The organism is Anoxybacillus ayderensis (assembly GCF_013761015.1).
In the GTDB taxonomy this organism is placed as follows: Bacteria; Bacillota; Bacilli; order Bacillales; family Anoxybacillaceae; genus Anoxybacillus; species Anoxybacillus ayderensis.
This window is the reverse complement of the sequence record NZ_JACDUV010000003.1, coordinates 1-23,146: the sequence shown is the minus strand read 5'-3', so window position 1 is coordinate 23,146 and position 23,146 is coordinate 1. Positions and strand designations below refer to the sequence as shown.

The following is a 23,146-nucleotide window of genomic DNA, read 5'->3' as shown; positions in this document are numbered from 1 at the left end:
GTTTATAAAAAAAGCGCCCTACCTTTACTGATAAAGCGCTTGTTCTCCCGATTGATCATTTAGAAGAGTCCACGTGCGTTTCCATGTTCGTCGACATTCATCTGGAGCGCTGCTGGTTGTTTCGGCAATCCTGGCATCGTCATGACATCTCCTGTTAAGGCAACGAGAAACCCAGCGCCAATCGACGGTTTTAATTCGCGCACTGTAATCGTGAAATCGGTCGGACGGCCAAGTTTTGTTGGGTCATCGGAAAGCGAATATTGCGTCTTTGCCATGCAAATGGGGAGCTTGTCCCACCCAAACGATGTAAATTGTTCGATTTGCTTTTTCGCCTTGTCGGAAAAAGAAACATCGCTTGCGCCATAAACAATACGCGCGATTTTTTGAATTTTATCCGTAATCGGTTCATCTAATTCGTATAACGGAGTGTACGTGCTTTTTGTATTTTCGATTGCTTCTAATACTTTGCGAGCTAAATCAATTCCGCCATCTCCGCCTTTTTCCCACACTTCCGTTAACGATACAGGATATCCTTTTTCTTCACAAAATGCCGTTAATGCTTGAATTTCTTTATCTGTATCCGTGATAAAACGGTTAATGGCAACGACAAACGGCAAGCCAAACACTTGAATCGTTTCAATATGTTTCACTAAATTGGCCAGTCCTTTTTTTAACGCCTCGACATTTTCACTCGCTAGCTGTTGTTTTCCTACCCCACCGTGCATTTTTAACGCTCGAATCGTTGCAACGATGACAACAGCTTTTGGTTCAATTCCTCCCATTCGCGCTTTAATATGTAAAAATTTCTCAGCGCCCAAATCTGCACCAAATCCCGCCTCTGTCACAACATAGTCTCCGAGCTTTTGCGCCATTTTTGTCGCAATGACGCTATTGCATCCGTGAGCGATATTGGCAAACGGGCCACCGTGCACAAGTGCAGGTACATGTTCTACCGTTTGGACTAAATTCGGCTTTAGCGCATCTTTTAGTAAAAGCGTGAGCGCTCCTTCGACGCCAAGATCAGCTACTGTAACAGGTTGACGATCCACATTATATGCCACAACCATTTTTGCTAAACGTCTTTTTAAATCTTGCAAATCGGTTGCTAAGCAAAACACCGCCATGATTTCAGAGGCAACGGTAATATCGAATCCGTCCTCTCGTGGCACACCTTGCGTCGGTCCGCCTAATCCGACCACGACTTTACGTAGCGCACGGTCATTTAAGTCCACTGCTCGCTTCCAAACGATGCGGCGCGTATCGATTCGTAATTCATTTCCTTGATGAATATGGTTGTCAATGAGCGCGGCTAAGGCGTTATTCGCGGTCGTAATCGCATGCAAATCGCCAGTAAAGTGCAAATTAATGTCTTCCATCGGCAACACTTGTGAATACCCTCCACCTGTCGCCCCGCCTTTTATTCCCATCGTCGGGCCAAGAGAAGGTTCCCGCATCGCAATCATCACTTTTTTACCAAGTTTATGTAATGCTTGACCAAGCCCGACAGTAACCGTCGATTTTCCCTCTCCCGCTGGTGTTGGATTAATCGACGTCACTAAGATGACTTTACCGTCTTGTTTCGTCCCAAGCCGCTTTAGTGCATGAAGGGAAATTTTTGCTTTATAATGCCCATACGGTTCAAGCTCTTCTTCTAACAAATCAAGTTCACTTGCAATATCTTGAATACGTTTTAATTTTGTTTCTTGGGCAATTTCAATATCCGTTTTAATCTTCGTCGTCGTTGTCATCGTTCAGTCCCCCAGTATGAAAATAATCCCCCCTTATTTTAGCACGATAGTATGAAAATACGACAGAACTTAAACAAGGAAAAAACACTTTTTCAGCTAATCGCCAAAAAAGTGTTTTCTTCATTACGGCAACCGATGACCTGCCGCACGATAAATCTCGTACCACTCTTGTCGGGAGAGTTGCACATAACTTGCTTGGCAAATGTCTTTTAAACGAGCGGAGTTTGTCGTACCAATGATGACTTGCATGTTCGCTGGATGACACAAAATCCAAGCGACGGCAATCGCTGACTTGCTTACTCCTTTTTCCTCCGCTATTCGCCCAAGCACTTCATTAACTTCCGGAAATTTCTCGTTGTCAATGAATACTCCTTCAAAAAAGCCGTATTGGAACGGAGACCACGCCTGTATCGTAATATGTTTGAGACGGCAATATTCTAAAATATGTCCGTCGCGGTTCGGCGCTCCGTCAAATAGCGTATTCGCTTGAATACCGCTTGTCACTAAATTCGCATGCATAATACTGAACTGCATTTGATTTGCGATAATCGGCTGTTTGACATATGCTTGCAATAGCTCGATTTGCATACTATTGAAGTTGCTCACCCCAAAATGACGGACTTTTCCACTTGCATGTAGACGGTCAAACGCCTCTGCTACTTCTTCTGGTTCCATAAGCGTATCCGGTCGATGTAAAAGCAACATGTCTAAATAATCGGTTTGAAGTCGCTTCAATATGCCGTCGACGGATGTCAAAATATGCTCTTTTGATAAGTCATAATAGCCATCACGAATCGAACATTTGCTTTGAATGTGGATGCGTTCGCGCAAATGCGGGCAAGAAGCAAGCACTTCACCAAACAGCTCTTCACAACGTCCTTTTCCATAAATATCCGCATGGTCAAACATCGTAATTCCCGCTTCAATCGCTTCGTCTATATACCTCGACAGCTCAGAAACAGACATTTCCGAAATTCGCATGCATCCTAGCACAATTTCTGATGCTGTTAGGCTAGAGTTACCAATGTTCATTTGTTTCAATTGTCCATCCTCCTTTTTTACCTTCTTTTCTATTATACTTTCACTTTGAGACTGTTTCTATGAGGAACTGCACTCCGATTAACTCAACAGCACACAAAATTCTCCCTCCCTCATGCCTTTGACACGAGCATAAGGGAGATGCAATATGTTTTACAACTTTTTTAATGAAACTTTTCTGCTATACGTCGAATGAAGACGAGTGAAGCGATTGCAATGAAAGCAAGAATCGTTTCTACAATCCAAACATTTGAAATGACTTTCACTTGATATAATGCAGGGACGACATCAATTAATGCATGAATCAAAACGGCATACACAACATAACGAAATTGTCCCTTTCGAACCCCGTATAAAACAAGAAGCGAAAGCGCAACATGGATCGCTATCGCAAATGTTCGCTCGATACCACCTAATACATACATCCAATCAGGCTGGTTTAACATGGTTTTGAGCATCTCCACTTGCGTAGCAGGAAGAGAGGAAGCAACTTGCTCAAACTGACCTGTTTTCACGAGATGAGAAATGACCATCATATTCACAGCGCTAAAAGCGCCAATGAGCACGGCTTCCATTCCTCCATGTCCTAGACCGAATGATAATCCATCCCCATATGTTCGATTGTTTTTTAACATGAAACGAAATCCGACATATCTCCCTATCTCTTCAAATACTCCAGCTGCTAAAGCTCCGTAAGCGACAAACGCCCAAACGCTACTTGTTCCTTTTAACGATGTGCCGCTCGGATCAATCACAAGTATATGCATGCCTTTCTCTAACACTTGTGAAAATAAAACAAAGATAAGCAAGCCGACACCGAACGCTTTCCAAGAGAGCCATCCTTTTTTTCGTCCATATATGATAAGTGCGAAAGGAACAGCCAAAGAAAGAAACAACTGAATAGACATCCCAACCAAACCAATCTCTCCTTTCATTTACGCGAAAATAAATACGACTGGATAAACAAATACATCGTGCCACCAAATACGATGATCATAAGAAAAATAAAGCGCCATACACTTGTTGCAAATATCGTGAGCATAATGAATATGCCCATGATAACAAACACTTTTCCTCCGACACGATGCGTTTTTTGCCAAACTTCTTCATTTTCTAGCGTCCAAGGGGTACGAATACCGAAAAAATAATTCGGTTTAATTTTCGGCATATAATTTCCAAGGACAATGAACAACATTCCAACTCCAATCGGCACAACGACATCGACTTGCACAGGAATTCCGATATTATACGCAAGCGTCACCACATACATGCTAAATAAAAATAAAACAAATACATGTAAAAAAATGCGATATACTTTTTCAAATTTCTCGTAGTTTTCTTTGCGTGGATCCACTTTCGGCAAAAAGACGACAAGCGCAACGATTCCTGTTAAAAATATCGGAAATAATAATGCGCCCCACCATTTGTTTATAAAGCTATCTGCTTCCCCGGCAACATTCCAATGAATCGCCACTTCATCCGGCAAAAAAGGGATCGCTAATAAGCCTAATACATAGCTGCATGCAATGAGAATAATAATAAATGCGTGCTTTTTCATCATTCATCACCTTCTTTTTGTAATATGTCATAAAACCAGCTCATTAAATCTTGGAACACCGTTGTGTTTAATGAATAATAAATATGTTGTCCAACGCGCCGATCTTCCACTAAATCGGCTTGTTTTAATATTTTTAAATGATGAGACACACTCGGCTTTTGCATATCAAAATGTTCAGCAATTTCCCCTGCCGTTAAATCTCCCTTTTTTAATAAAGAAAGAATTTTTCTTCGGTTTGGATCAGCAATTGCTTTAAACGCTTCGTTAAACGACATCTTTTTCACCTGCCTTCTTTTAGATATTTAGACAAATTTCTAAATATCAATCAAAAAAAATAGACATTTAGATAAATTTCTAATTGAATTATATCCCATTTTTATACGTAAGTCAATAAAACAAAAGAAACCTTGATTCCCCCTTCCGTTCTATTACATGAATCACAATCTCTATTGTAAAAATGTGTTACATCCCTTTATTCATCATCGTTGAACATTACATGTCAGTTTTTCGGAAAAAGTTTGGAAAGTTTCTTAGTGACCGTGGACAAAGATTGGGCATATGATGACAACGCACACATGTTGAATGAACGAGGAGGTGTATTATGTATTATTACATGTTTCCACAATATCCATATTCGGAAATGACCGCTCATTACATGACAAAGCAACCACTATACCCTCATTTAAAGAAGGAGACATTATATGTTATTCAACCATTCGTTCAATACGGTCTTCAGGAAGCAAAGACAACATCATTCGCACATGCTCTACAAGAAGTTGCTGCCATGACATATTTAATCGGCAAAGGGTTTCCACCTCAAATGGCTTATGCCATTGTTGAATCGTGGGAAATGAATGAAACTCTTTCATAAGTCAAAAGAGAAGAAGCCGATTCAGCTTCTTCTCATATTCCCTATTCCTTCAACTTCACTGCTGTGCCTGTCGCGATGCACATCATCATTCCATCGCGCAACGTTTCAAAATCGAGATCGACGCCAATTACTGCGTTTGCCCCCATATTGCGTGCTTTTTTCACCATTTCTTCTACAGCCATGTCTCGACCTTCAGCTAACTTGCTTTCGTATGTTCCACTTCGGCCACCGATGATATCGGTAATGCTCGCTAAAAAATCACGAACGACATTCGCCCCTAAAATAACTTCACCAGACACTAACCCGAGATATTGTTCAATTTGTTTTCCTTCGACGCTGTTTGTTGTTGTGACGATCATGTAAATGACTCCTTTCTATAAATAAAATTTGCCCCTTTATTATATTCTCGATCGTTTCAAATCATCCTTTTTTACAAACAAATCGGCTCCCAAACAGGAAGCCGATTTGTTTAGTCATGAAAGTTCATTCCATCTGTCGTCTCTTTCACAACGCCCGCACGAATAACGAAGTCACCAAAACGTTCGCCATGGAGTCGTTCTTTCGCATACCGAGAAAGGAGCGTACGAAGTTCAGATAAAATTTCTTTTTCTCCGATATTTTCCCGATACAATTTACCGAGACGGCTGCCGTCAAATGCAGCCCCGAGATACATATTATATTTGCCGACGGATTTACCGATAAATGCAATTTCTCCAAGCACATGACGAGCACATCCGTTCGGACAGCCGGTCATGCGAATCGTTATTTCCTCGTCACGAAGCCCGTTTTCCTCGACAATTTCTTCAATTTTATCAATGAGTGTCGGCAAATATCTCTCCGCTTCTGCCATCGCTAATCCGCACGTTGGCAAAGCCACACAGGCTAACGAATTGCGGCGAAGGGCACTATAATGTTTCCCATCTGTTAATTTGTATTGCTTAATAAGCGTATCAATTTCTTCTTTTTTCTCACTTGGCACATTGGCGATGACTAAGTTTTGGTTAGCGGTGAGACGGAAATCGCCCGTATGCACTTTTGCAATTTCTCGCAAGCCTGTCATAAGTGGATAATCATCGGTATCTTTCACCCGTCCGCCCTCGACAAACAACGTAAAATGCCACGTTCCGTTCACACCTTCGACCCAACCGTAGCGGTCGCCATTATGCTCGAAATAGTAAGGACGGGCTTCTTCTAAATTCCATCCAAGTCGACGCTCTAGTTCTGTTTTCACTGCATCCAAACCAAGCCGATCAATCGTATATTTAAAGCGAGCATGTTTACGTACGGAGCGATTGCCATAATCACGCTGAATAGTAACGACTTTTTCCGCCACTTCAATGACTTGTTCTGGTTTACAAAAACCGATCACTTTCGCTAGTTGCGGATACGTCGTGCGGTCGCCATGCGTCATTCCCATGCCACCACCGATCGCTACATTAAACCCTACAAGTTTTCCGTTTTCCATGATGGCAATAAAACCAAGGTCTTGCGAAAATACATCGACATCGTTTGACGGTGGAACAGCGATACCAATTTTAAATTTTCGTGGCAAGTAAAGCGGCCCATAAATTGGTTCTTGTTCTACTTCTGGTGTTCCAGCGACTTTTTCTTCATCTAACCAAATTTCGTAATACGCCCTTGTTTGTGGCAATAAATAATCACTTAATCTTTTCGCCCATTCATACACTTCTGCATGCACTTCCGATTGGTAAGGATTCGGATTGCACATGACGTTTCGATTGACGTCACCGCATGCCGCTAACGTCGTAAGAAGTGCCTCGTTAATGGCTTGGAGCGTTTTTTTCATGTTCCATTTCAATACGCCGTGAAACTGAAATGCTTGTCGTGTCGTAAGTTTCAACGTCCCGTTCGCATACGTCCGCGCCAATTCGTCCATCGCAAGCCACTGCTCTGGTGTTGCTACGCCACCTGGGGTACGAACGCGAATCATAAATTGATACGCTGGCTCTAATTTTTGTTTTTGCCGCTCGGCTCGCAAGTCGCGGTCATCTTGCAAATAGCTACCATGAAATTTCATCAATCGGTTATCATCTTCTGGAATGCCGGCAGTGATGCGATCTTCCATCGTTTCTTTCAACGTGCCGCGCAAATAGTTGCTTTCTCGTTTAATGCGTTCAACATCGCTTGGCGGTCCATCTGGCGGTGTTAATACAAACTTTTCCACAATCATCCCCCCTAATATACGTCACGTTGGTAACGTTTTTGTTTTTGCATGTCGGCAACATACGCTTCCGCTCGTTCATTCGTCATCTTTCCTTCTTTCGCAATAATATGGATAAGCGTTTCATGAACGTCGCGTGCCATGCGTTGTTTGTCGCCACAAACATAAACAGCTGCCCCTTCTTCTAACCATCGGAACAGTTCTTTGCTTTGTTCAATCATTCGGTGTTGCACGTATACTTTTTCTTTCGCATCGCGTGAAAAGGCAACATCCATCTTCGTCAACACACCGTTTTTTAGCCACGTTTGCCATTCTGTTTGATAAAGGAAATCGGTCACGAAATGTTGATCGCCAAAGAACAGCCACGATTTCCCTCTCGCGCCAATCGCCTCACGCTCTTGCATAAAGGCACGAAATGGCGCAACCCCCGTACCTGGTCCAATCATAATGATTGGCGTATGTGTGTCTTTCGGGAGTTTAAAATTCGGATTTTGATGAACGAACACAGGAAGTTTATCGCCAATGTGTAAACGTTCGGCACAAAACGTTGAGCACACTCCTTTCCGTAAGCGCCCATGTGCTTCATAACGAACCGCGCCAACGGTGATATGCACTTCATCTGGATAAGCTAGCAAGCTACTTGCGATTGAATAAAAGCGCGGTTGCAACTTTCGTAATGAAGAGACGAACTGCTGTGGTGTCATCTCCCACGAACCGAAGTCACAAAGAACATCGAGCATATCGCGTCCTTTCATATATTCTTTTCTTTTCGCTTCTTGCTCAGAAGAAAGGAGCGCATGGAAGTCTGGGTCACCCGAAAACGTAGCGAATGCTTGCAATAATTGCTCGGTTAATACGGTAATTTCTAACCGCGACATCAACGCTTCTCGTAACGGCTCTTCCTTTTCTTCAATAGAAACGAGTATGTCTGGATTCCATTTCATTTTTTCAATCATGGCGTCGACAAGTTCTGGATCGTTTTTTGGAAAAACACCGAGCGCATCGCCTGGTTCAAACACAAGCCCAGAACCCTCGAGAGATAATTCAATATGACGTGTTTCTTTATTTGAGCCGCGTCCATTTAAATTGATATTTTCTAATACTTCCGCTTGAAACGGATGTTTTCGTGAATAAATGGTCGTTGGCTTCGCTTGTGCAGATGAAGTTGTTGCTACGGAAATGGCTCCTTGCTTATCTAACTCGCCAAGCACTCCCTCTAGCCATTTCGCTGCTTTTTCTTCATAATCGACGTCACAATCAACGCGTTCGTATAATCGCTTTCCACCTAGCTCTTCTAGCCGTTTATCAAAATCTTTTCCCGTTTTACAAAAATGTTCATACGACGTATCGCCAAGCGCCAATACAGAGAAACGAAGATGATCGAGTTTTGGTGCGCGCTTGCTATGAAGAAATTCGTAAAATGACAAGGCGTTATCTGGTGGTTCCCCTTCTCCGTATGTACTAACGACAATGAGCAGCGTATTGATTTTTTTCAACTCGTTCGGCTTAAAATCAAGCATCGAGGAAACGGTGACATGAAACCCGCGATGTTTAAGCGTTTCTCCTACTTTTTCCGCTAGTTTTTGCGCGTTTCCTGTTTGCGACCCGTAAAGAACGGTCACTTCCTTCGTTGCAGATGCTTCTTGTTGAAGCGCTCCGACCGACTCCGTTGCAGCTAAATACCCACTTAGCCAAAGTTTTTGTGCGGAATTTAACGTTGGCCAAAGCCGATTGAGGAGCTCGACTTGTTCTTCATTAAATGGACTGTTTGTCACTTGAAATGGCAACATGCTTCACCTCTCATTTTTCTACTATTCCTATAAATCAAGTATGTTTTATTTGACTTTACCGTAAAAAATAAAATTAGTAAAATAAATATAAATTATCAGAACTATTTATTTTTTTAATAACTAAGGAGCGAGCGATATGTACGAACAATTAAAAACGTTCATTACGCTAGCTGAGGTGAAAAATTTCACAAAAACAGCAGACATTCTTCATTTATCTCAACCAAGTGTAAGCTTGCACATTAAAAATTTAGAAAAAGAGTTTCAAACAAAACTATTTATTCGTTCACCAAAAGAGCTACAAATGACGCCAACGGGAGAATTGCTTTATGATCGAGCAAAAAAAATGATCGCGTTATACGAACAAACGAAACAAGATATTTTGGAACATCACGACTGTGTGAAAGGAACATTAAAAATTGGGGCTAGTTTTACGATCGGGGAATACGTGCTACCTACCTTTTTATGCGCCTTACAAAACGATTATCCAGAATTACAATTGGAAGTGATCATCGGCAATACAAAAGAAATTGTAGAGCTCGTTCGTACGTATCAAACACATATCGGTTTAATTGAAGGACAAACAAATGAAAAAGAGCTTGTGGTGTACCCATTTATGCAAGATGAGCTAGTCATTGTTGCGTCTAATGATCATCCTCTCGCTCACAAACAGGAAGTATCGATAAACGATTTACAAAACCAAATATGGATTACACGCGAATTAGGATCTGGCACACGTGAATATTTTAACCATTTTATTCGTTCAAATGGACTAAAAGTAAAATCACTGATGATTATTAGCAGCAATCAAGGAATAAAAGAAACGTTAATACGCGGAAACGGTGTAGCGCTCCTTTCACGTCATGTCATTGAACAGGAGTTGAAACATAAAAACCTATCGATTGTTTACGTCAAACATTCTCCTTTTTATCGAACATTTTCTTATCTTTACTCACCGACAATGAAAAACAACAAACTTGTACATTTGCTGATTGATTTACTCCAACAAAAAAGGATGTGACAAACAAGTTGCTTTGTCACATCCCCATCGCTTAATGCTCCTCTAGCTGTGAAATCGGAACGCGCTGTTGTTTTTCTGGGTTGTTTAAAAAATGAATCGTTGCCATTTCTGTTTGCGCATCGACATGTTCAATATATACGGCTTTTCCATTATACGTTACATGTTTCATATCGGGTGACTGGGCAATTTGTTGCGCACGTGTGATGTTCATTCGCTCCCCTCCTTTCGAACAATTATTATCATTTGTGTTTGACGCGAAAATATACAAAAAAGAGCGCCAACAGGCACTCTTATAACAGTTCAAGCAACTTCTTTTTATTTTGTTGTACTTTTTCTTCTAACGCCTTTACTTTTTCTTTCAATACTTGTACGTTGACATCATTCTTATATACTTTCTTTTCTAACGCACGAATTTCATTTTTTACAGCTTTTAATTGATTAGAAGCAGCAATAAGCTTCCCAAACCATTGATCTAACTCTTCTTGTTTTTCCGCTTCGTCGTCTTCATCCGATTGCACGACAGGTGATTGTTCAGTCGTAGTCACAGTAGCGCTATCTTGTTCATTGACTACTTGTGTCGTTTCCTCTGTTGTTTGTTCACTTTGTGGTTGTGTTGGTTGTTCAGTTGGTTGTTCTTTCGGCGTGCTAAACGCTTCAAGCGCTATCGTCACCTCGTTCACACGCACTTCAATTTTGCTTAACTTTTTATTTAGTTCTGCCAATTTGTTTTTTAACATTTGTTGTTCTTTTTTCTTTTTTGCCTCTTCTTTTTTCTGCTTAGCTAACTCTTGTTTTTTCTTCGCTTCTTCCTTTTTCACGACAAGCTGGCTTTTCTGTACATGTTTTGCTCCATCATGCTTTGCTGCAAAAGCTGGAGAAGCAACGAGCATCGATGCTAGTAAAATTGGTAATCCTTTTTTAAACATTACCCTTTCCTCCATTTCATATGTATGTTTTTTGGTAATGGTAGCTGGCTGGCATAGGTATCCCGTTAGCCCCTATAGCTTTGCGACGCTAAGTTTCCTTAGCTGTGCCTTTACTTCTTATTATACTTTGCTTATTTTCATGGGCATGAATCAAAAGTCCTTATTTTCCTTATAAACATATGTGAAAATAAAGGAAGAAAAGGGCGAAGAAAGAAGTAGTTATTGGTAGATAAAAAGGAGGGGTACGGAATGTTAGAAAAATGGTTGAAAGAGTCTTCGTATACCGTCGTATTTACTGGAGCAGGAATGTCTACAGAAAGCGGGCTTCCCGATTTTCGTTCGGCAAAATCAGGGCTTTGGCGCACGAAAAATCCACAACAATTAGCAAGTACGTATGCGATGCAACATAACCGAGACGAGTTTATTGCATTTTATCAATATCGTATTCGTACGTTGCTTGAATGCCAGCCACATATCGGACATATCATTTTAGCTAATTGGCAACAGCAGGGGCTTATCCACCAAATCATCACCCAAAATGTCGACGGCTTTCACCAACAAGCAGGCAGTACAAATGTCATTGAATTACATGGAACGTTGCGAACAGTGCATTGCTCGCGTTGCAGGCGAACATACGACGCAAAACGGTATGTAGACGAACAGTTTACGTGCACATGCGGCGGCTTTTTGCGCCCTTCCGTTGTTTTATTCGGGGAGTCGTTACCGTATGATGCGTTTGAACAAGCATGGACAGCAGCTGAACGGGCAGACTTATGGATTGTGCTCGGCTCTTCTTTACAAGTGTCACCAGCTAACGAACTTCCTGTCATCGCGAAACGAAGCGGGGCCAAATTAGTGATTGTGAACATGGAACCGACGCCATTAGATGATTGGGCGGATTTGCTTATACATGGTCGCAAAATTGGAGAAGTGTTGCAGGAAATAAAGGAGAAGTTATAGGAAAACCAAAATAACTCATTGTATGCCGTTTTTTCCTAATGATCGAATGCATATATACAATGACGAGAGAGAGAAGAATGATCGAAAGAAAACAGAAAACCAAAATCTATTTACCCGTTCGTTACTCGTAAAACGTTACATCGTTACTCGTTCTCCGTTCTCCGTTCGCACCCGCTCTTAGACTAAAAAGGACTTTGAAGAATGGTGATCATTTCCTCATCTCTCTCGTTGGTGCCTAAGCACCCATAAGGGCACTTTGCAAAATGCCCTTAAAGCTGCTTATGCCTCTAAATATTTGCTCGCAAGCGAAACGTCTATTTCCACAGTATAGTTGACTTTATCAATGCGACTAGACAGCACTTCGACTTGGCGTGCCAACATTTCTGCGGCTTGTTTATATTCACTCGGATTAAATAATGCAATGGTTTCCATCACCACATTTCCACCATAATACTCGCGTGGTTTTGTGTCTCCTAATCGCTTATACAAATGAACTCGACTCCGCAACATTTTCGCTGTTTCAATCGCGCGAATAAGAGAAATACGTTCCCCTTCCCATTCGACAGTCTGTTGCATATTCGTTTCGTTGATCAGTTCTTGTAGTGCAAGCACATCTTTCTGTATTTCGGCCATCTCTGTAAGTACTTGCTCGACCGTCCGTTCTGGCAGTGTATACATCTCCCCTTTTGGAACGGTAACCGTGTGAGTCGTCAACAACTCCGCTTGCAGCTCGTCTACTCGCCTTTTTAAAAACGAAAGGAGATTAATTGATTGCGCTAACGTAATTTTCATTTACTCAGCCTCCACCTTTACTCATCGACTGTATAATTATAATAATGAGGAAGAAAAAAGTAAACTTTAAAACTTATGGTTCATCACCGAAAAATGTACTTTTTAAATTTAAACTTGATAGCAACATAGCAAATAAAGCAATGTAGTATAAAAAGTAAAACAAAGTGTTTAGTTTCTATCACAATCGTCTTTATTTAATAACTACAACTTGTGGTGAAGTGCCAAACTTATTCCTTATTTCCAAAAAACCATTCGTATATTGCTTGTGCCTCATGTTCGTCCACATCAACGACTTTTGTGCGTATGCCTGGCATGACAGTCGCACGTACTGTACATAATCCGAGTCGTTGTTGCATACGAGTTTGCGAGACCGTTAATGACTGAATACGATGTTTTAACATATATACCGTTTTTATCGTCAGCCATCCACTTCCCAATGCTAGCTGCTCACTTTTAATCGTTACTCCTGCTCGCTTATAACTTCGATAGCCAACATATACTGCGGGCAAAAGGAGAAGGAGCGTTTCAAATCGCTGAAAAAATACGATTGCGATGACCGGAATGAGCATAACCGTATAGAGCGACCTCAACATATAGCGCCAACGGGCACGTGTACATAGCGATCGGAACGAATCGTCCAAACGATATTCAGGAAAACACGTCGCAACAAGAGAAGCAACTTCGTTTTTACGAACAAGCGGAAACAGCACGAGACTGCCATGTTTTCCATCATCAAGTGCCCCTCCGGCATGAATGAGATGAACAGACACATAACCGAACAAGTGCCGAATCGGACTTTCCTTCACTGCAATGGCTTGAACGCGCTCAATCGATGTAGAAATGCTCTTTTTTTTGCAGCAATCCTGTTGTTATCGTTATCGTTTTGTTTTGTTTGACAACCGTAAAATTCATATAGCGAAAAAGATGGCCGATCACAGACAACACGTAAGCGATCATAAGAACGACAAACAAAAAGATGAGTGTAGAAGCTGTATCGTCAGCGCGAAAAAATATGTTTAGCCGTTCAAATGAGACAAAATCATTAAAATCGGAAAGAAATGCACCGATCGCTGCAATGACTCCAAAAGCACCACCACTTGTGATAGATAAAAACAATACGTCGCGAAAACGAAGTGTAAATATGGTAGCCGCCTTATCTTCTATTTCTATACATATGTTTTCTCGTTTTTGGTGATGCACCGCTCGCTCTATTTGCTTTGCTTCTTCTATGGAAACCGCTGAAAGTATTACTTCTGGTTCATCCATTTGCCTGCCAGCTGTTTCAATATGTACTTGTACAACACCTACAAGCCGCTGCAACACCCCTGACGAATATGAAATACCTTGAATACGTTCAAATGGAATATACCGTTTCTTTTTTACAAATATCCCTCGTTCAATATACATGTCATTTTCTTGTAAACGATATGTAAATCGCTGCCACGACATATACCCAGCGAACATAGCATAAAAAAGAAATAAAAACAAAGGCAGCCAATCAACGAAAGGATCACCTGTTTTCTCTTTTATTGCTAGAAGTAACGCAAGCGCCAAAAACGGTCCTTGCTTCAACCGCTTAACTATATAAATAACAATCGCAATCGGATGCAACCGTTTCTTTTCATGCATCATTTTCATCTTCCTTCACTAAAGAGGAAATGTAGTAACGCAACTTCTCTGCTTCTTGTTCATCAAGAAATGGAATTTCGTGCGCAGTTGCCGCTGTATAAATGTAAAGTGAAGCCAGTTTTTGCCTTCGTGCTAACGGACCTTGCTTTACATCAACATGTTGAACGCGATGAATGGGAATAAGCGTACGCTTTCGAATCCATACCCCGTGCTCGAGTTCAATTTCTCGATCGCGAATGATATATCGCCAGCGTTCCCATTTCCAGCGCGGAACGAAAAAAACAAACAAAATCGCATCAGCAATCCATAAGCAAGCGAGTCCCAAAACAACCCACACGGGAACGAAAAAATGAACAATCACGTATAAGAGAAGGAAAATGATTAAACGAATGACTTCATACGTTCGCCACATCAACACGGCCCGTTCAGAAAGTACGTTTTCCATGTTTCTTATCCCCTCCCCTTCAATGCCTCCATTACCGCCACTTCTAAAATACGAACACCATCAAGCATGCACGACCGATCAAACGTCATGTGCGGATGATGCAATCCAGGCTTTAAGTCCGCCCCAAGCCCAAGCATCGCCGCTTTTACGTGCGGTCGTTGAATCGTGTAAAAATGGAAATCTTCACTGCCTGACGTTTGTAAAGATGGGACACATCCCTCCTCGCCGAAAACTGTAACAATTCCTTTTCGAATGCATTGTTCTGCTTCAACGGATACTTCTGCCGCTGGAACAAAATCTACCCATTTATACGAAATACGTACTCCCATCGTTTCAGCATATTGAATAATTTGTTCCACTTTTTGTTTCATTTGTTGTATAAGCTCATTCGTTTCTGCCCGTACGTCTAATGCAAACTGAGCGCTACCTGGGATAATATTCAAATTTTCTCCACCTGCTACACACTTTGTCATTTTTATCGAATACGACTGTTGCGGAGGGAAATAAATCGTTTTTAATTGAAAATTAATGAGCGAAATGACATCAATCGCATTCACTCCTTGATGCGGGCGTGCCCCATGGCAGTCATCCCCATAAATGTGTCCGACAAAAAACTGTGCCGCCCCATGACGGATCGATGGAGACGCTTGTTTTAACGATAATTCCTCTACTGGACGAAGATGAACACCAAATAAATAATCAACGTCATCAAGCACACCTTTTTCAATCATTTTTAATGCACCATTTCCTTTTTCTTCAGCTGGCTGAAAAAGGAAACGAATCGTCCCTTGCTCCCACTGCAATGTTTTGAGACGTAAAATTAATCCCATCACAATCGTCATATGTGCATCATGCCCACACGAATGGTTTGCACGAAACTCTCCATCTACTTCTTGCCATAAAGCATCCATATCTGCCCGCACCATAACCACTGGTTTTCCACTTCCCATTTCAGCCACAATCCCCGGACAATCGTCAAATAGGCGATAGCGAACACCTTCATTCTCTAAAAATTGTTTAATATACTTTGTTGTCCCATATTCATTCCAACTTGTCTCAGGGTGTGTATGTAAGTAATCGAAAAGCTCAAATAAGCGTTCTTGTAGTTGCTCGTTGTTCATAATCATTTCCCCTTTCTATTTTTATATAACTCTTTAATTTTCTTACAAAAATAGATTGACGTACGTGGATTGAATCTTTATTATTCATAATAGCTTATATTTTAAGATAATTCAGAGATATAAAAAAGGGGTTGGGAGAATGAAAAAACAAATATCGTTTTCTGTTGCAATGATTCCTGTTCTCGTCACGATTGTCGTTATGGCACTGACAATTGTTGTCCTCGAACAAAGTCCACACATTCCGCTCATCGTTGGAACGACTGTAGCAGCACTCATCGCTTGGCGACTTGGCTTTACATGGCGTGAAATCGAAGAGTCGATATATAAAGGCATCCGCTTAGCGTTACCGGCTGTCGTCATCATTATGCTCGTCGGCTTAACGATCGGTGCGTGGATTGGTGGTGGCATTGTTGCTACAATGATTTATTACGGGTTAAAACTATTAACACCATCTTTATTTTTAGTATCCATCACAATTATTTGCGCTGTCGTGTCATTAGCGATCGGAAGTTCATGGTCAACGATGGGAACGATCGGCGTTGCTGGAATGGGGATTGGTATGAGCATGGGCATCCCTGCCCCGATGGTTGCTGGGGCCATTATTTCTGGTTCTTATTTTGGGGATAAAATGTCTCCGCTTTCGGATACAACAAACTTAGCGTCCGGACTAACAAATACTGATTTATTTGTACATATTCGCCACATGCTTTATACGACTATTCCTGGTTTATTGATCGCCCTAGGCGTATACGCCTTTTTAGGGAAAGATTTTGGAAACAAACAAGTGAAAACGGAAGAAATTGAACAAACATTAGCTGTATTACAAGAACATTTCGTCATCTCGCCGTTTTTATTACTTATTCCGCTTCTTGTCATCGCGCTTGTTGCTAAAAAAGTCCCAGCCATCCCGGCGTTAATCGTCGGTATCGTCCTCGGCTTTTTAGCACAAATCTTTGTTCAAGGCGGATCTGTTTCTAGCGCTGTGCAAGCGTTACAAAGCGGTTTTGTCATTGAAACTGGAAACAAAGTTGTCGATGATTTATTTAACCGAGGTGGACTAGAGTCGATGATGTATACTGTTTCGATGACAATTGTAGCGATGACGTTCGGCGGTGTACTCGAACATACAGGGATGCTAGAAGCGATTGTAAATCAAATTTTAAAACTAGCAAAAACAGCAAAAGGTGTCGTTACTTCGACTGTCTTCTCATGTATCGCAACAAATGCAACATGTTCTGAACAATATATTTCGATCGTCATCCCATCACGCATGTACGCAAACGCCTATAAAGAACAAGGATTACATTCAAAAAATTTATCGCGCGCCCTTGAAGATGGTGGCACATTAACGTCTGTCTTCTTTCCGTGGAACACGTGTGGTGTGTTTATTCTCGGTACGCTTGGTGTACATGCTTTTGATTATGCACCATATGCTGTATTGAATTTTATCGTTCCAGTCATTTCGATTTTGTACGCACTAACCGGCTTTTCAATTGAAAAATTGCCACCATCTGAAGTAGCACAAAAAAATGAAACTCATATTCACGCATAAGGCTGTCTGTTCGGGAGACAGCCTTTTTCAAGAAAGGAGAAAACATATGCGTATTACAGCAATCCATATATATGCTATTCGTTTACCGCTGCGCGTACCGTTTGTCGTCAGTTATCATTCATACAACGATATGCCATCAATTATTGTAAAAATCGAAACAGATGAAGGGCTAGTTGGCTACGGCGAAGGAGTTGCGGATGAACATGTCACAGGGGAAACGTGGGAAGGCACATTTGCCATATTAAAGCATACGTTAGCTCCCCGTCTGATTGGAACGAATCCGCTACATATAGAAGCTTTACATGAACGAATGGATGGAGCAATATATGGTGCGCCGACCGCCAAAGCAGCCATCGATATCGCTTGCTTTGATCTGATGGGAAAAAAGCTTGGGCAGCCTATATATCAACTCATTGGCGGACGATTTCACGATGCCTTTCCTATTACACATGTGTTAAGTATCGGTAATCCGAACGAAATGGCTGAAGAAGCCATGTCGGTTATTACAGAAGGTTATCGTTCATTAAAAATGAAAGTCGGCACACATATAAATGAAGATATTGCTCGCATCCAAGCGATCCGAGAACGAGTGGGAGACGATATTTCGATTCGTGTCGATGTGAATCAAGGATGGAAAAATAGTGCGACAACAGTAAAAGCTTTGCATGCACTCGAAATACTCGGCATCGATTGGCTTGAACAACCGGTTATCGCTGATGACATCGATGCGATGGCATACATTCGTACGAAAACAAACATCCCATTAATGATTGATGAAGGATTGAAAAATATGCGCGATATGCGTGAAATTATTCAAAAACGAGCAGCAGATAAAGTGAATATTAAACTGATGAAGTGTGGGGGCATTTATCCTGCCGTGAAGCTAGTCCATCAAGCCGAACTAGCAGGAATCGAATGTCAAATCGGCTCAATGGTCGAGTCATCAATCGCTTCAGCCGCTGGTTTTCACGTCGCTTTTGCGAAAAAAATTATTACGAGCGTAGAACTAACCGGACCACTAAAGTTTACGAAAGATGTCGGCAATTTGCGTTACGAACTCCCGTACATTCGATTAACGGACAAACCCGGCTTAGGCATCGATGTGAACGAACAAACGCTTCTTGAACTAACAGCTTTTTCTGATGTCATTCGTTAAAGGAGAGGGCACGATGCAAGGAATTTTAAAACAAAGCAATGAATCGTTTTTCGTTTCTCGGTTGTACACGGAACACCTGTCAGACATTTTGTCACTACAGCAGCTCGTTGTCGATCAACTAGAACAAAAAGACATTCTTCAACCATTAACTGAAGAAGAATATGCATACATTTTACAAGGAAATGGACTTATGCTTGGCGCGTTTACAAACAATCAACTCATCGCGTTCCGCGCCCTGCTCTTCCCTTCCATTGATGAAGAGCATTTAGGACTCGACATTGGTCTTTCAAAAGAAGAGTTGAAAGATGTCATTTATCAAGAAATATCCATCGTCCATCCAAAAGCACGAGGAAATGGCTTACAACAAACATTAGCTACTTTCATTATGGACGAACTTGAACGAACAAATAAACCGTACAAATATATATGTTGTACCGTCGCTCCATTTAACATTCCTAGTTTGAAAGATAAGTTTGCACAAGGAATGGAAATTGCCGCACTCAAACAAAAATATGGTCATCGTCTCCGCTATATTTTCGTCAAAACGCGCAGCAAAATAAACCGAACATGGCACGAGCATGTTTCGTTGCGCATGGATGATATCCCGGGACAACAAACATTACTTGCGAACGGATGGCGGGGCATCGCCTTGGAGCAACGCAATCATGAATATTGGATCCTTTTTGGGAGATAAAAGGGGAACTTCCCCTTTTTTATTTTTTCCTTACCCTACCATCTGAAACATACTTCTTTCCTATATGCAAAGCACAAAGTTTAGGCGAACTTTATTTAGTACAAACATATCATATTTCACTAAATCGACACATATGATTTGTATCAGACTTGGTCATTTATTTTCATTTGAAAGCGGATACAAAAGGAGGAGTTTACATGATTTATGCTCAGCCTGGGCAACCTGGCTCACTCATTACATTTAAAAAGAGATATGAAAATTTCATCGGCGGAGAATGGGTACCTCCCATTGACGGTGAATATTTTGAAAATATTTCGCCCGTTACTGGACAAGTATATTGCGAAGTTCCTCGCTCGAAAGCAGCTGATATCGAATTAGCACTCGATGCTGCTCATGCGGCGAAAGAAACATGGGGACGCACATCTGTCGCTGAACGTGCACGCCTATTAAATAAAATCGCAGACCGAATGGAAGAGAATTTAGACATGCTTGCGGTCGCAGAAACATGGGAAAACGGAAAACCGATCCGTGAAACGCGTGCCGCTGACATTCCGTTGGCGATTGATCATTTCCGCTATTTTGCTGGTTGCATTCGTGCGGAAGAAGGCACGCTTGCAGAGCTTGACGATGATACCGTTGCTTATCATTTCAAAGAGCCGCTTGGAGTTGTCGGACAAATTATCCCTTGGAACTTCCCGATTTTAATGGCAGCGTGGAAACTCGCACCTGCTTTAGCTGCTGGTAACTGCGTCGTATTAAAGCCAGCAGAACAAACTCCAACATCGATTCTTGTGCTAATCGAGTTAATTCAAGACTTATTACCAAAAGGTGTTGTCAACGTCGTCAACGGATTTGGTCTTGAAGCTGGCAAACCGCTCGCTTCTAACCCACGAATTGCGAAAGTTGCCTTTACTGGCGAAACGACAACCGGACGTTTGATTATGCAATATGCATCTCAAAATTTAATTCCGGTTACGCTTGAACTCGGCGGAAAATCACCAAACATTTTCTTCGCTGACGTTGTTGCGAAAGATGACGAATTTTTCGATAAAGCATTGGAAGGTTTTACGATGTTTGCATTAAATCAAGGGGAAGTTTGTACATGCCCTTCACGCGCGTTAATCGAAGAATCGATTTACGATGTGTTTATGGAACAAGCTTTAGAACGAGTGAAGCAAATTAAACAAGGAAATCCGCTCGATACGAGTACGATGATTGGCGCTCAAGCCTCATCTGAACAGCTAGAGAAAATTTTGTCATACATCGACATCGGTAAACAAGAAGGGGCTGAACTTCTAATTGGCGGCGAGCGCAATATGTTAGAAGGAGACTTACAAGGTGGTTACTATGTCAAACCAACCGTCTTTAAAGGGCATAATCGGATGCGCATCTTCCAAGAAGAAATTTTCGGTCCGGTTGTATCTGTCACCACATTTAAAGATAAAGATGAAGCGTTAGCGATCGCAAATGATACATTATACGGACTAGGTGCTGGGGTATGGACGCGCGATATCAATACAGCGTATCGCTTTGGACGTGGCATTCAAGCTGGACGTGTATGGACAAATTGTTATCACGCATATCCTGCGCATGCGGCATTTGGTGGATATAAAATGTCAGGAATCGGACGTGAAACGCACAAAATGATGCTAGAACATTACCAACAAACGAAAAACTTACTTGTTAGCTACTCACCGAAAAAACTTGGATTTTTTTAATCGTCCAGGCAGCGTCTCGAAAGCGCTGCCTTTTTGAAAGGATGGGACACATGCAACCGAAAGTAATAGCCACCAAAGCAGCCCTACAACTTATTGAAAAACTAAAAGCGAAATATGGTCCACTGATGTTTCATCAATCAGGTGGATGTTGCGATGGAAGTTCACCGATGTGTTACCCGCAAGGAGAGTTTATGATCGGTGACTCAGACGTGTTGCTTGGCGAAATTGGAGGATGTCCATTTTATATGCATGCTGCTCAATACGAATATTGGAAACATACCCAACTGATTATTGATGTTGTACCTGGCCGCGGTGGCATGTTTTCACTTGAGGGATCCGAAGGAGTACGTTTTTTGACAAGATCAAAAGTATTTTAATGATATGATGAGTTGCTTTAGGGCAGCTCATTTTTTATGAATGAAACAAAAAAACGATGATTTTCATAAACCTCAAAATAATGAATGACTATTCATTTTAGTATAGTATAATGGAATTAAGGGGGAGTGGGGATGTTACTAAAGAAAAAATTTGAACAAGAAACGGTTGGCGATGTCCACGTTGCCAGAGGTACTCTCACATTTCAAGGGGTTCGCTTAACCGTTCATTGTTTCTCGATTGATGGTGTATTGATTGACACCGGAGCACAATCGTTAGCACGAGAATTTACACAGTTTTTCAACCAATTACAAATTGACCAAGTTGTCATTACTCATTTTCATGAAGACCATACAGGTTGTGCAGCATGTTTACAAAACAAACGACAACTACCCATTTATATGAATGAGCTCATGATTGATTATTGTCGGAAACAAGCAGATTATCCGATATATCGCAAGTTTTTTTGGGGAAAACGCCCTCCTTTCGAAGCCAAACCGATTGAAAAAACATTTTCTTCTCATCACGCGACATGGGATGTCATTCATACACCAGGTCATGCGGTTGATCATCTCGCATTTCTTAATCGCGAAACAGGAAAACTTTTTACAGGGGATTTATACTGTCTAGAAAAAACAAAAGTCGTTTTGCGCGAAGAAAGCGTTCCTACATTGATTGAATCATTAAGAAAAGTGTTAACGTACGATTTTAACGAAATGTTTTGTGCCCACGCTGGCTATATAAAAGACGGACGCACTGCTTTGCAACGAAAGCTTAACTATTTACAAGAACTTCAAGGGAAAATTATTCATTTGTATGAACAAGGTGTACAACAAAAACAAATTCAATCCATTCTTTTCCCAAAGAAATATCCAATCACCTATCTTTCCTTCGGTGAATGGAGCTCTTCTCATATCGTCCGTTCAGTGATTGAAGAATATCGGATAAAAAAGATGAGCGAACAGTGACGATTGCTGTTCGCTAAAATCATATATTCTATTGCGCCCTAACCGACGAAATCGTCGTCTGTGTTTTTTTGTTTCATCTGCTTTAACGTCGCAACGATGAGAAAGCTGACAATGACTAATAAAAACCATGAACTTACTTTTCCTAAGTGAACGATACTCCAAACCTTCGCTTGGTTCGGGTATTGCCAGGCGCCAAAGAACGTAGCAATATTTTCCGCAATCCAAATAAAAAACCCGATGAGAAGAAATGAAAGCACAAGCGGCATGCGATAACGCGTTCCATTCACCTCGTATATGACGGATGATGACCAAAAGACGATCGTGACAAGCCCGATTAACCACCACCGAACGTCCATCCAATAATGATGGGTAAAAAAATTGAAATAAATCGCCGCAACTAGTGGAACAACGACTGAAAATGGCGGCCATTTCACGAGTTCCACCTTTAACCGCCGCGACGCTTGACAAAGATAGCTGGCGACACTTGCATACTTGAACCTCTCATGGCTAAAGCCACGAGATTCCTGCGCTGTCACTTCTAATGAAGTGAGAATGAGCAGGCTAGCCCCGCAGTTCCTGCGGTTAGAAGCCGTATGGCTTCGTTT

25 protein-coding genes and 1 riboswitch are annotated in these 23,146 nt (G+C 41.5%); of the genes, 9 read left to right on the top strand and 16 right to left on the bottom strand.

Features of this window, described 5'->3' with window-relative positions; all coding sequences use genetic code 11:
* Positions 1 to 59 precede the first annotated feature (59 nt).
* From HNR63_RS04545 to HNR63_RS04525, 5 genes are all read right to left on the bottom strand, one after another.
* On the bottom strand, positions 60 to 1,748 hold the full coding sequence (locus HNR63_RS04545) for a formate--tetrahydrofolate ligase (RefSeq protein ID WP_181519940.1): 1,689 nt from the start codon (positions 1,746 to 1,748) through the stop codon (positions 60 to 62).
* Positions 1,749 to 1,871: 123 nt separating this feature from the next.
* Positions 1,872 to 2,789, bottom strand: coding sequence for an aldo/keto reductase (locus HNR63_RS04540; RefSeq protein ID WP_181519939.1), 918 nt, complete (start codon positions 2,787 to 2,789; stop codon positions 1,872 to 1,874).
* A 161-nt stretch (positions 2,790 to 2,950) separates the two neighbouring features.
* Positions 2,951 to 3,721: a YhfC family intramembrane metalloprotease gene (locus tag HNR63_RS04535; RefSeq protein WP_181519938.1), complete on the bottom strand. Its 771-nt coding sequence runs from the start codon at positions 3,719 to 3,721 to the stop codon at positions 2,951 to 2,953.
* On the bottom strand, positions 3,718 to 4,344 hold the full coding sequence (locus HNR63_RS04530) for an SdpI family protein (protein WP_181520205.1): 627 nt from the start codon (positions 4,342 to 4,344) through the stop codon (positions 3,718 to 3,720). Before HNR63_RS04530 ends, HNR63_RS04535 begins: the two co-directional genes overlap by 4 nt.
* Positions 4,344 to 4,619: an autorepressor SdpR family transcription factor gene (locus HNR63_RS04525; RefSeq protein ID WP_085789346.1), complete on the bottom strand. Its 276-nt coding sequence runs from the start codon at positions 4,617 to 4,619 to the stop codon at positions 4,344 to 4,346. The genes HNR63_RS04530 and HNR63_RS04525 overlap by 1 nt, the downstream gene beginning before the upstream one ends.
* Before the next feature lie 326 nt (positions 4,620 to 4,945).
* Here HNR63_RS04525 and HNR63_RS04520 point away from each other — a divergent pair, with 326 nt between their 5' ends.
* On the top strand, positions 4,946 to 5,215 hold the full coding sequence (locus HNR63_RS04520) for a hypothetical protein (protein ID WP_143255554.1): 270 nt from the start codon (positions 4,946 to 4,948) through the stop codon (positions 5,213 to 5,215).
* 41 nt (positions 5,216 to 5,256) lie between these two features.
* On the opposite strand, the gene HNR63_RS04515 is transcribed toward HNR63_RS04520, so the two are convergent.
* From HNR63_RS04515 to HNR63_RS04505, 3 genes are all read right to left on the bottom strand, one after another.
* Positions 5,257 to 5,574 (bottom strand): YbjQ family protein, encoded by a 318-nt coding sequence (locus HNR63_RS04515; protein WP_042533963.1) that lies wholly within the window; start codon positions 5,572 to 5,574, stop codon positions 5,257 to 5,259.
* A 110-nt stretch (positions 5,575 to 5,684) separates the two neighbouring features.
* The gene (gene cysI, locus HNR63_RS04510; protein WP_220127406.1) at positions 5,685 to 7,406 is read right to left on the bottom strand and encodes an assimilatory sulfite reductase (NADPH) hemoprotein subunit; all 1,722 of its coding nucleotides are present in this window, start codon (positions 7,404 to 7,406) and stop codon (positions 5,685 to 5,687) included.
* A 5-nt stretch (positions 7,407 to 7,411) separates the two neighbouring features.
* Positions 7,412 to 9,187: an assimilatory sulfite reductase (NADPH) flavoprotein subunit gene (locus HNR63_RS04505; protein WP_181519937.1), complete on the bottom strand. Its 1,776-nt coding sequence runs from the start codon at positions 9,185 to 9,187 to the stop codon at positions 7,412 to 7,414.
* 136 nt (positions 9,188 to 9,323) lie between these two features.
* Between HNR63_RS04505 and HNR63_RS04500 the strand changes: the two genes are divergently transcribed.
* Complete coding sequence (locus tag HNR63_RS04500; protein WP_181519936.1) at positions 9,324 to 10,205, top strand: LysR family transcriptional regulator; 882 nt, start codon at positions 9,324 to 9,326, stop codon at positions 10,203 to 10,205.
* Between the two features lie 31 nt (positions 10,206 to 10,236).
* On the opposite strand, the gene HNR63_RS04495 is transcribed toward HNR63_RS04500, so the two are convergent.
* Positions 10,237 to 10,416 (bottom strand): H-type small acid-soluble spore protein, encoded by a 180-nt coding sequence (locus HNR63_RS04495; RefSeq protein ID WP_181519935.1) that lies wholly within the window; start codon positions 10,414 to 10,416, stop codon positions 10,237 to 10,239.
* Positions 10,417 to 10,495: 79 nt separating this feature from the next.
* Entirely contained in the window at positions 10,496 to 11,131 is a 636-nt protein-coding gene (locus tag HNR63_RS04490; protein WP_181519934.1) for a hypothetical protein, read from the bottom strand.
* A 36-nt stretch (positions 11,132 to 11,167) separates the two neighbouring features.
* A riboswitch (cyclic di-GMP riboswitch) is annotated at positions 11,168 to 11,250 on the bottom strand.
* Positions 11,251 to 11,380: 130 nt separating this feature from the next.
* Here HNR63_RS04490 and HNR63_RS04485 point away from each other — a divergent pair.
* Positions 11,381 to 12,091, top strand: coding sequence for an NAD-dependent deacylase (locus tag HNR63_RS04485; RefSeq protein WP_181519933.1), 711 nt, complete (start codon positions 11,381 to 11,383; stop codon positions 12,089 to 12,091).
* A 279-nt stretch (positions 12,092 to 12,370) separates the two neighbouring features.
* On the opposite strand, the gene HNR63_RS04480 is transcribed toward HNR63_RS04485, so the two are convergent.
* The 5 genes from HNR63_RS04480 to HNR63_RS04465 form a co-directional block, all read right to left on the bottom strand.
* Positions 12,371 to 12,883, bottom strand: coding sequence for a DIP1984 family protein (locus HNR63_RS04480; protein WP_181519932.1), 513 nt, complete (start codon positions 12,881 to 12,883; stop codon positions 12,371 to 12,373).
* Between the two features lie 227 nt (positions 12,884 to 13,110).
* Positions 13,111 to 13,689 carry a PH domain-containing protein gene (locus HNR63_RS13945; RefSeq protein ID WP_343047604.1) on the bottom strand — a complete coding sequence of 193 codons (579 nt, stop codon included), beginning with the start codon at positions 13,687 to 13,689 and terminating at the stop codon, positions 13,111 to 13,113.
* A 19-nt stretch (positions 13,690 to 13,708) separates the two neighbouring features.
* Complete coding sequence (locus HNR63_RS13850; RefSeq protein ID WP_246316742.1) at positions 13,709 to 14,515, bottom strand: PH domain-containing protein; 807 nt, start codon at positions 14,513 to 14,515, stop codon at positions 13,709 to 13,711.
* Positions 14,505 to 14,957, bottom strand: a complete 453-nt coding sequence (locus HNR63_RS04470) for a PH domain-containing protein (protein ID WP_181519931.1) — start codon at positions 14,955 to 14,957, stop codon at positions 14,505 to 14,507. Before HNR63_RS04470 ends, HNR63_RS13850 begins: the two co-directional genes overlap by 11 nt.
* Positions 14,958 to 14,962: 5 nt before the next feature.
* Complete coding sequence (locus HNR63_RS04465) at positions 14,963 to 16,078, bottom strand: M20 peptidase aminoacylase family protein (protein ID WP_181519930.1); 1,116 nt, start codon at positions 16,076 to 16,078, stop codon at positions 14,963 to 14,965.
* Between the two features lie 139 nt (positions 16,079 to 16,217).
* On the opposite strand from HNR63_RS04465, the gene nhaC reads away from it, so the two are divergent.
* The 6 genes from nhaC to HNR63_RS04435 all read left to right on the top strand — a co-directional run bounded on the left by nhaC (position 16,218) and on the right by HNR63_RS04435 (position 22,541).
* Positions 16,218 to 17,630: a Na+/H+ antiporter NhaC gene (gene nhaC / locus HNR63_RS04460; RefSeq protein WP_181519929.1), complete on the top strand. Its 1,413-nt coding sequence runs from the start codon at positions 16,218 to 16,220 to the stop codon at positions 17,628 to 17,630.
* A 46-nt stretch (positions 17,631 to 17,676) separates the two neighbouring features.
* Positions 17,677 to 18,786: a mandelate racemase/muconate lactonizing enzyme family protein gene (locus tag HNR63_RS04455; protein WP_181519928.1), complete on the top strand. Its 1,110-nt coding sequence runs from the start codon at positions 17,677 to 17,679 to the stop codon at positions 18,784 to 18,786.
* Positions 18,787 to 18,799: 13 nt separating this feature from the next.
* A complete protein-coding gene (locus HNR63_RS04450; RefSeq protein WP_181519927.1) occupies positions 18,800 to 19,480 on the top strand; it encodes a GNAT family N-acetyltransferase in 681 nt (226 codons plus the stop codon).
* A gap of 197 nt (positions 19,481 to 19,677) precedes the next feature.
* Positions 19,678 to 21,198 (top strand): aldehyde dehydrogenase, encoded by a 1,521-nt coding sequence (gene adh / locus HNR63_RS04445; RefSeq protein ID WP_181519926.1) that lies wholly within the window; start codon positions 19,678 to 19,680, stop codon positions 21,196 to 21,198.
* 50 nt (positions 21,199 to 21,248) lie between these two features.
* On the top strand, positions 21,249 to 21,575 hold the full coding sequence (locus tag HNR63_RS04440; RefSeq protein ID WP_181519925.1) for a DUF779 domain-containing protein: 327 nt from the start codon (positions 21,249 to 21,251) through the stop codon (positions 21,573 to 21,575).
* Positions 21,576 to 21,707: 132 nt separating this feature from the next.
* Positions 21,708 to 22,541, top strand: coding sequence for an MBL fold metallo-hydrolase (locus HNR63_RS04435; RefSeq protein ID WP_181519924.1), 834 nt, complete (start codon positions 21,708 to 21,710; stop codon positions 22,539 to 22,541).
* Between the two features lie 38 nt (positions 22,542 to 22,579).
* On the opposite strand, the gene HNR63_RS04430 is transcribed toward HNR63_RS04435, so the two are convergent.
* Positions 22,580 to 23,146: DUF817 family protein (locus HNR63_RS04430; RefSeq protein WP_246316741.1), on the bottom strand; the 567-nt coding region annotated here is incomplete at its 5' end.

Coding starts and splice junctions, on each gene's coding strand:
- HNR63_RS04435 (WP_181519924.1), top strand. CDS start 21,708: ATGTTACTAAAGAAAAAATTTGAACAAGAAACGGTTGGCGATGTCCAC.
- HNR63_RS04535 (WP_181519938.1), bottom strand. CDS start 3,721: ATGAAAGGAGAGATTGGTTTGGTTGGGATGTCTATTCAGTTGTTTCTT.
- HNR63_RS04525 (WP_085789346.1), bottom strand. CDS start 4,619: ATGTCGTTTAACGAAGCGTTTAAAGCAATTGCTGATCCAAACCGAAGA.
- HNR63_RS04455 (WP_181519928.1), top strand. CDS start 17,677: ATGCGTATTACAGCAATCCATATATATGCTATTCGTTTACCGCTGCGC.
- nhaC (WP_181519929.1), top strand. CDS start 16,218: ATGAAAAAACAAATATCGTTTTCTGTTGCAATGATTCCTGTTCTCGTC.
- adh (WP_181519926.1), top strand. CDS start 19,678: ATGATTTATGCTCAGCCTGGGCAACCTGGCTCACTCATTACATTTAAA.
- HNR63_RS04520 (WP_143255554.1), top strand. CDS start 4,946: ATGTATTATTACATGTTTCCACAATATCCATATTCGGAAATGACCGCT.
- HNR63_RS04495 (WP_181519935.1), bottom strand. CDS start 10,416: ATGAACATCACACGTGCGCAACAAATTGCCCAGTCACCCGATATGAAA.
- HNR63_RS04545 (WP_181519940.1), bottom strand. CDS start 1,748: ATGACAACGACGACGAAGATTAAAACGGATATTGAAATTGCCCAAGAA.
- HNR63_RS04480 (WP_181519932.1), bottom strand. CDS start 12,883: ATGAAAATTACGTTAGCGCAATCAATTAATCTCCTTTCGTTTTTAAAA.
- HNR63_RS04515 (WP_042533963.1), bottom strand. CDS start 5,574: ATGATCGTCACAACAACAAACAGCGTCGAAGGAAAACAAATTGAACAA.
- HNR63_RS04470 (WP_181519931.1), bottom strand. CDS start 14,957: ATGGAAAACGTACTTTCTGAACGGGCCGTGTTGATGTGGCGAACGTAT.
- HNR63_RS04465 (WP_181519930.1), bottom strand. CDS start 16,078: ATGAACAACGAGCAACTACAAGAACGCTTATTTGAGCTTTTCGATTAC.
- HNR63_RS04505 (WP_181519937.1), bottom strand. CDS start 9,187: ATGTTGCCATTTCAAGTGACAAACAGTCCATTTAATGAAGAACAAGTC.
- HNR63_RS04500 (WP_181519936.1), top strand. CDS start 9,324: ATGTACGAACAATTAAAAACGTTCATTACGCTAGCTGAGGTGAAAAAT.
- HNR63_RS04490 (WP_181519934.1), bottom strand. CDS start 11,131: ATGTTTAAAAAAGGATTACCAATTTTACTAGCATCGATGCTCGTTGCT.
- HNR63_RS04485 (WP_181519933.1), top strand. CDS start 11,381: ATGTTAGAAAAATGGTTGAAAGAGTCTTCGTATACCGTCGTATTTACT.
- HNR63_RS13850 (WP_246316742.1), bottom strand. CDS start 14,515: ATGATGCATGAAAAGAAACGGTTGCATCCGATTGCGATTGTTATTTAT.
- HNR63_RS04440 (WP_181519925.1), top strand. CDS start 21,249: ATGCAACCGAAAGTAATAGCCACCAAAGCAGCCCTACAACTTATTGAA.
- HNR63_RS04450 (WP_181519927.1), top strand. CDS start 18,800: ATGCAAGGAATTTTAAAACAAAGCAATGAATCGTTTTTCGTTTCTCGG.
- HNR63_RS04530 (WP_181520205.1), bottom strand. CDS start 4,344: ATGAAAAAGCACGCATTTATTATTATTCTCATTGCATGCAGCTATGTA.
- cysI (WP_220127406.1), bottom strand. CDS start 7,406: ATGATTGTGGAAAAGTTTGTATTAACACCGCCAGATGGACCGCCAAGC.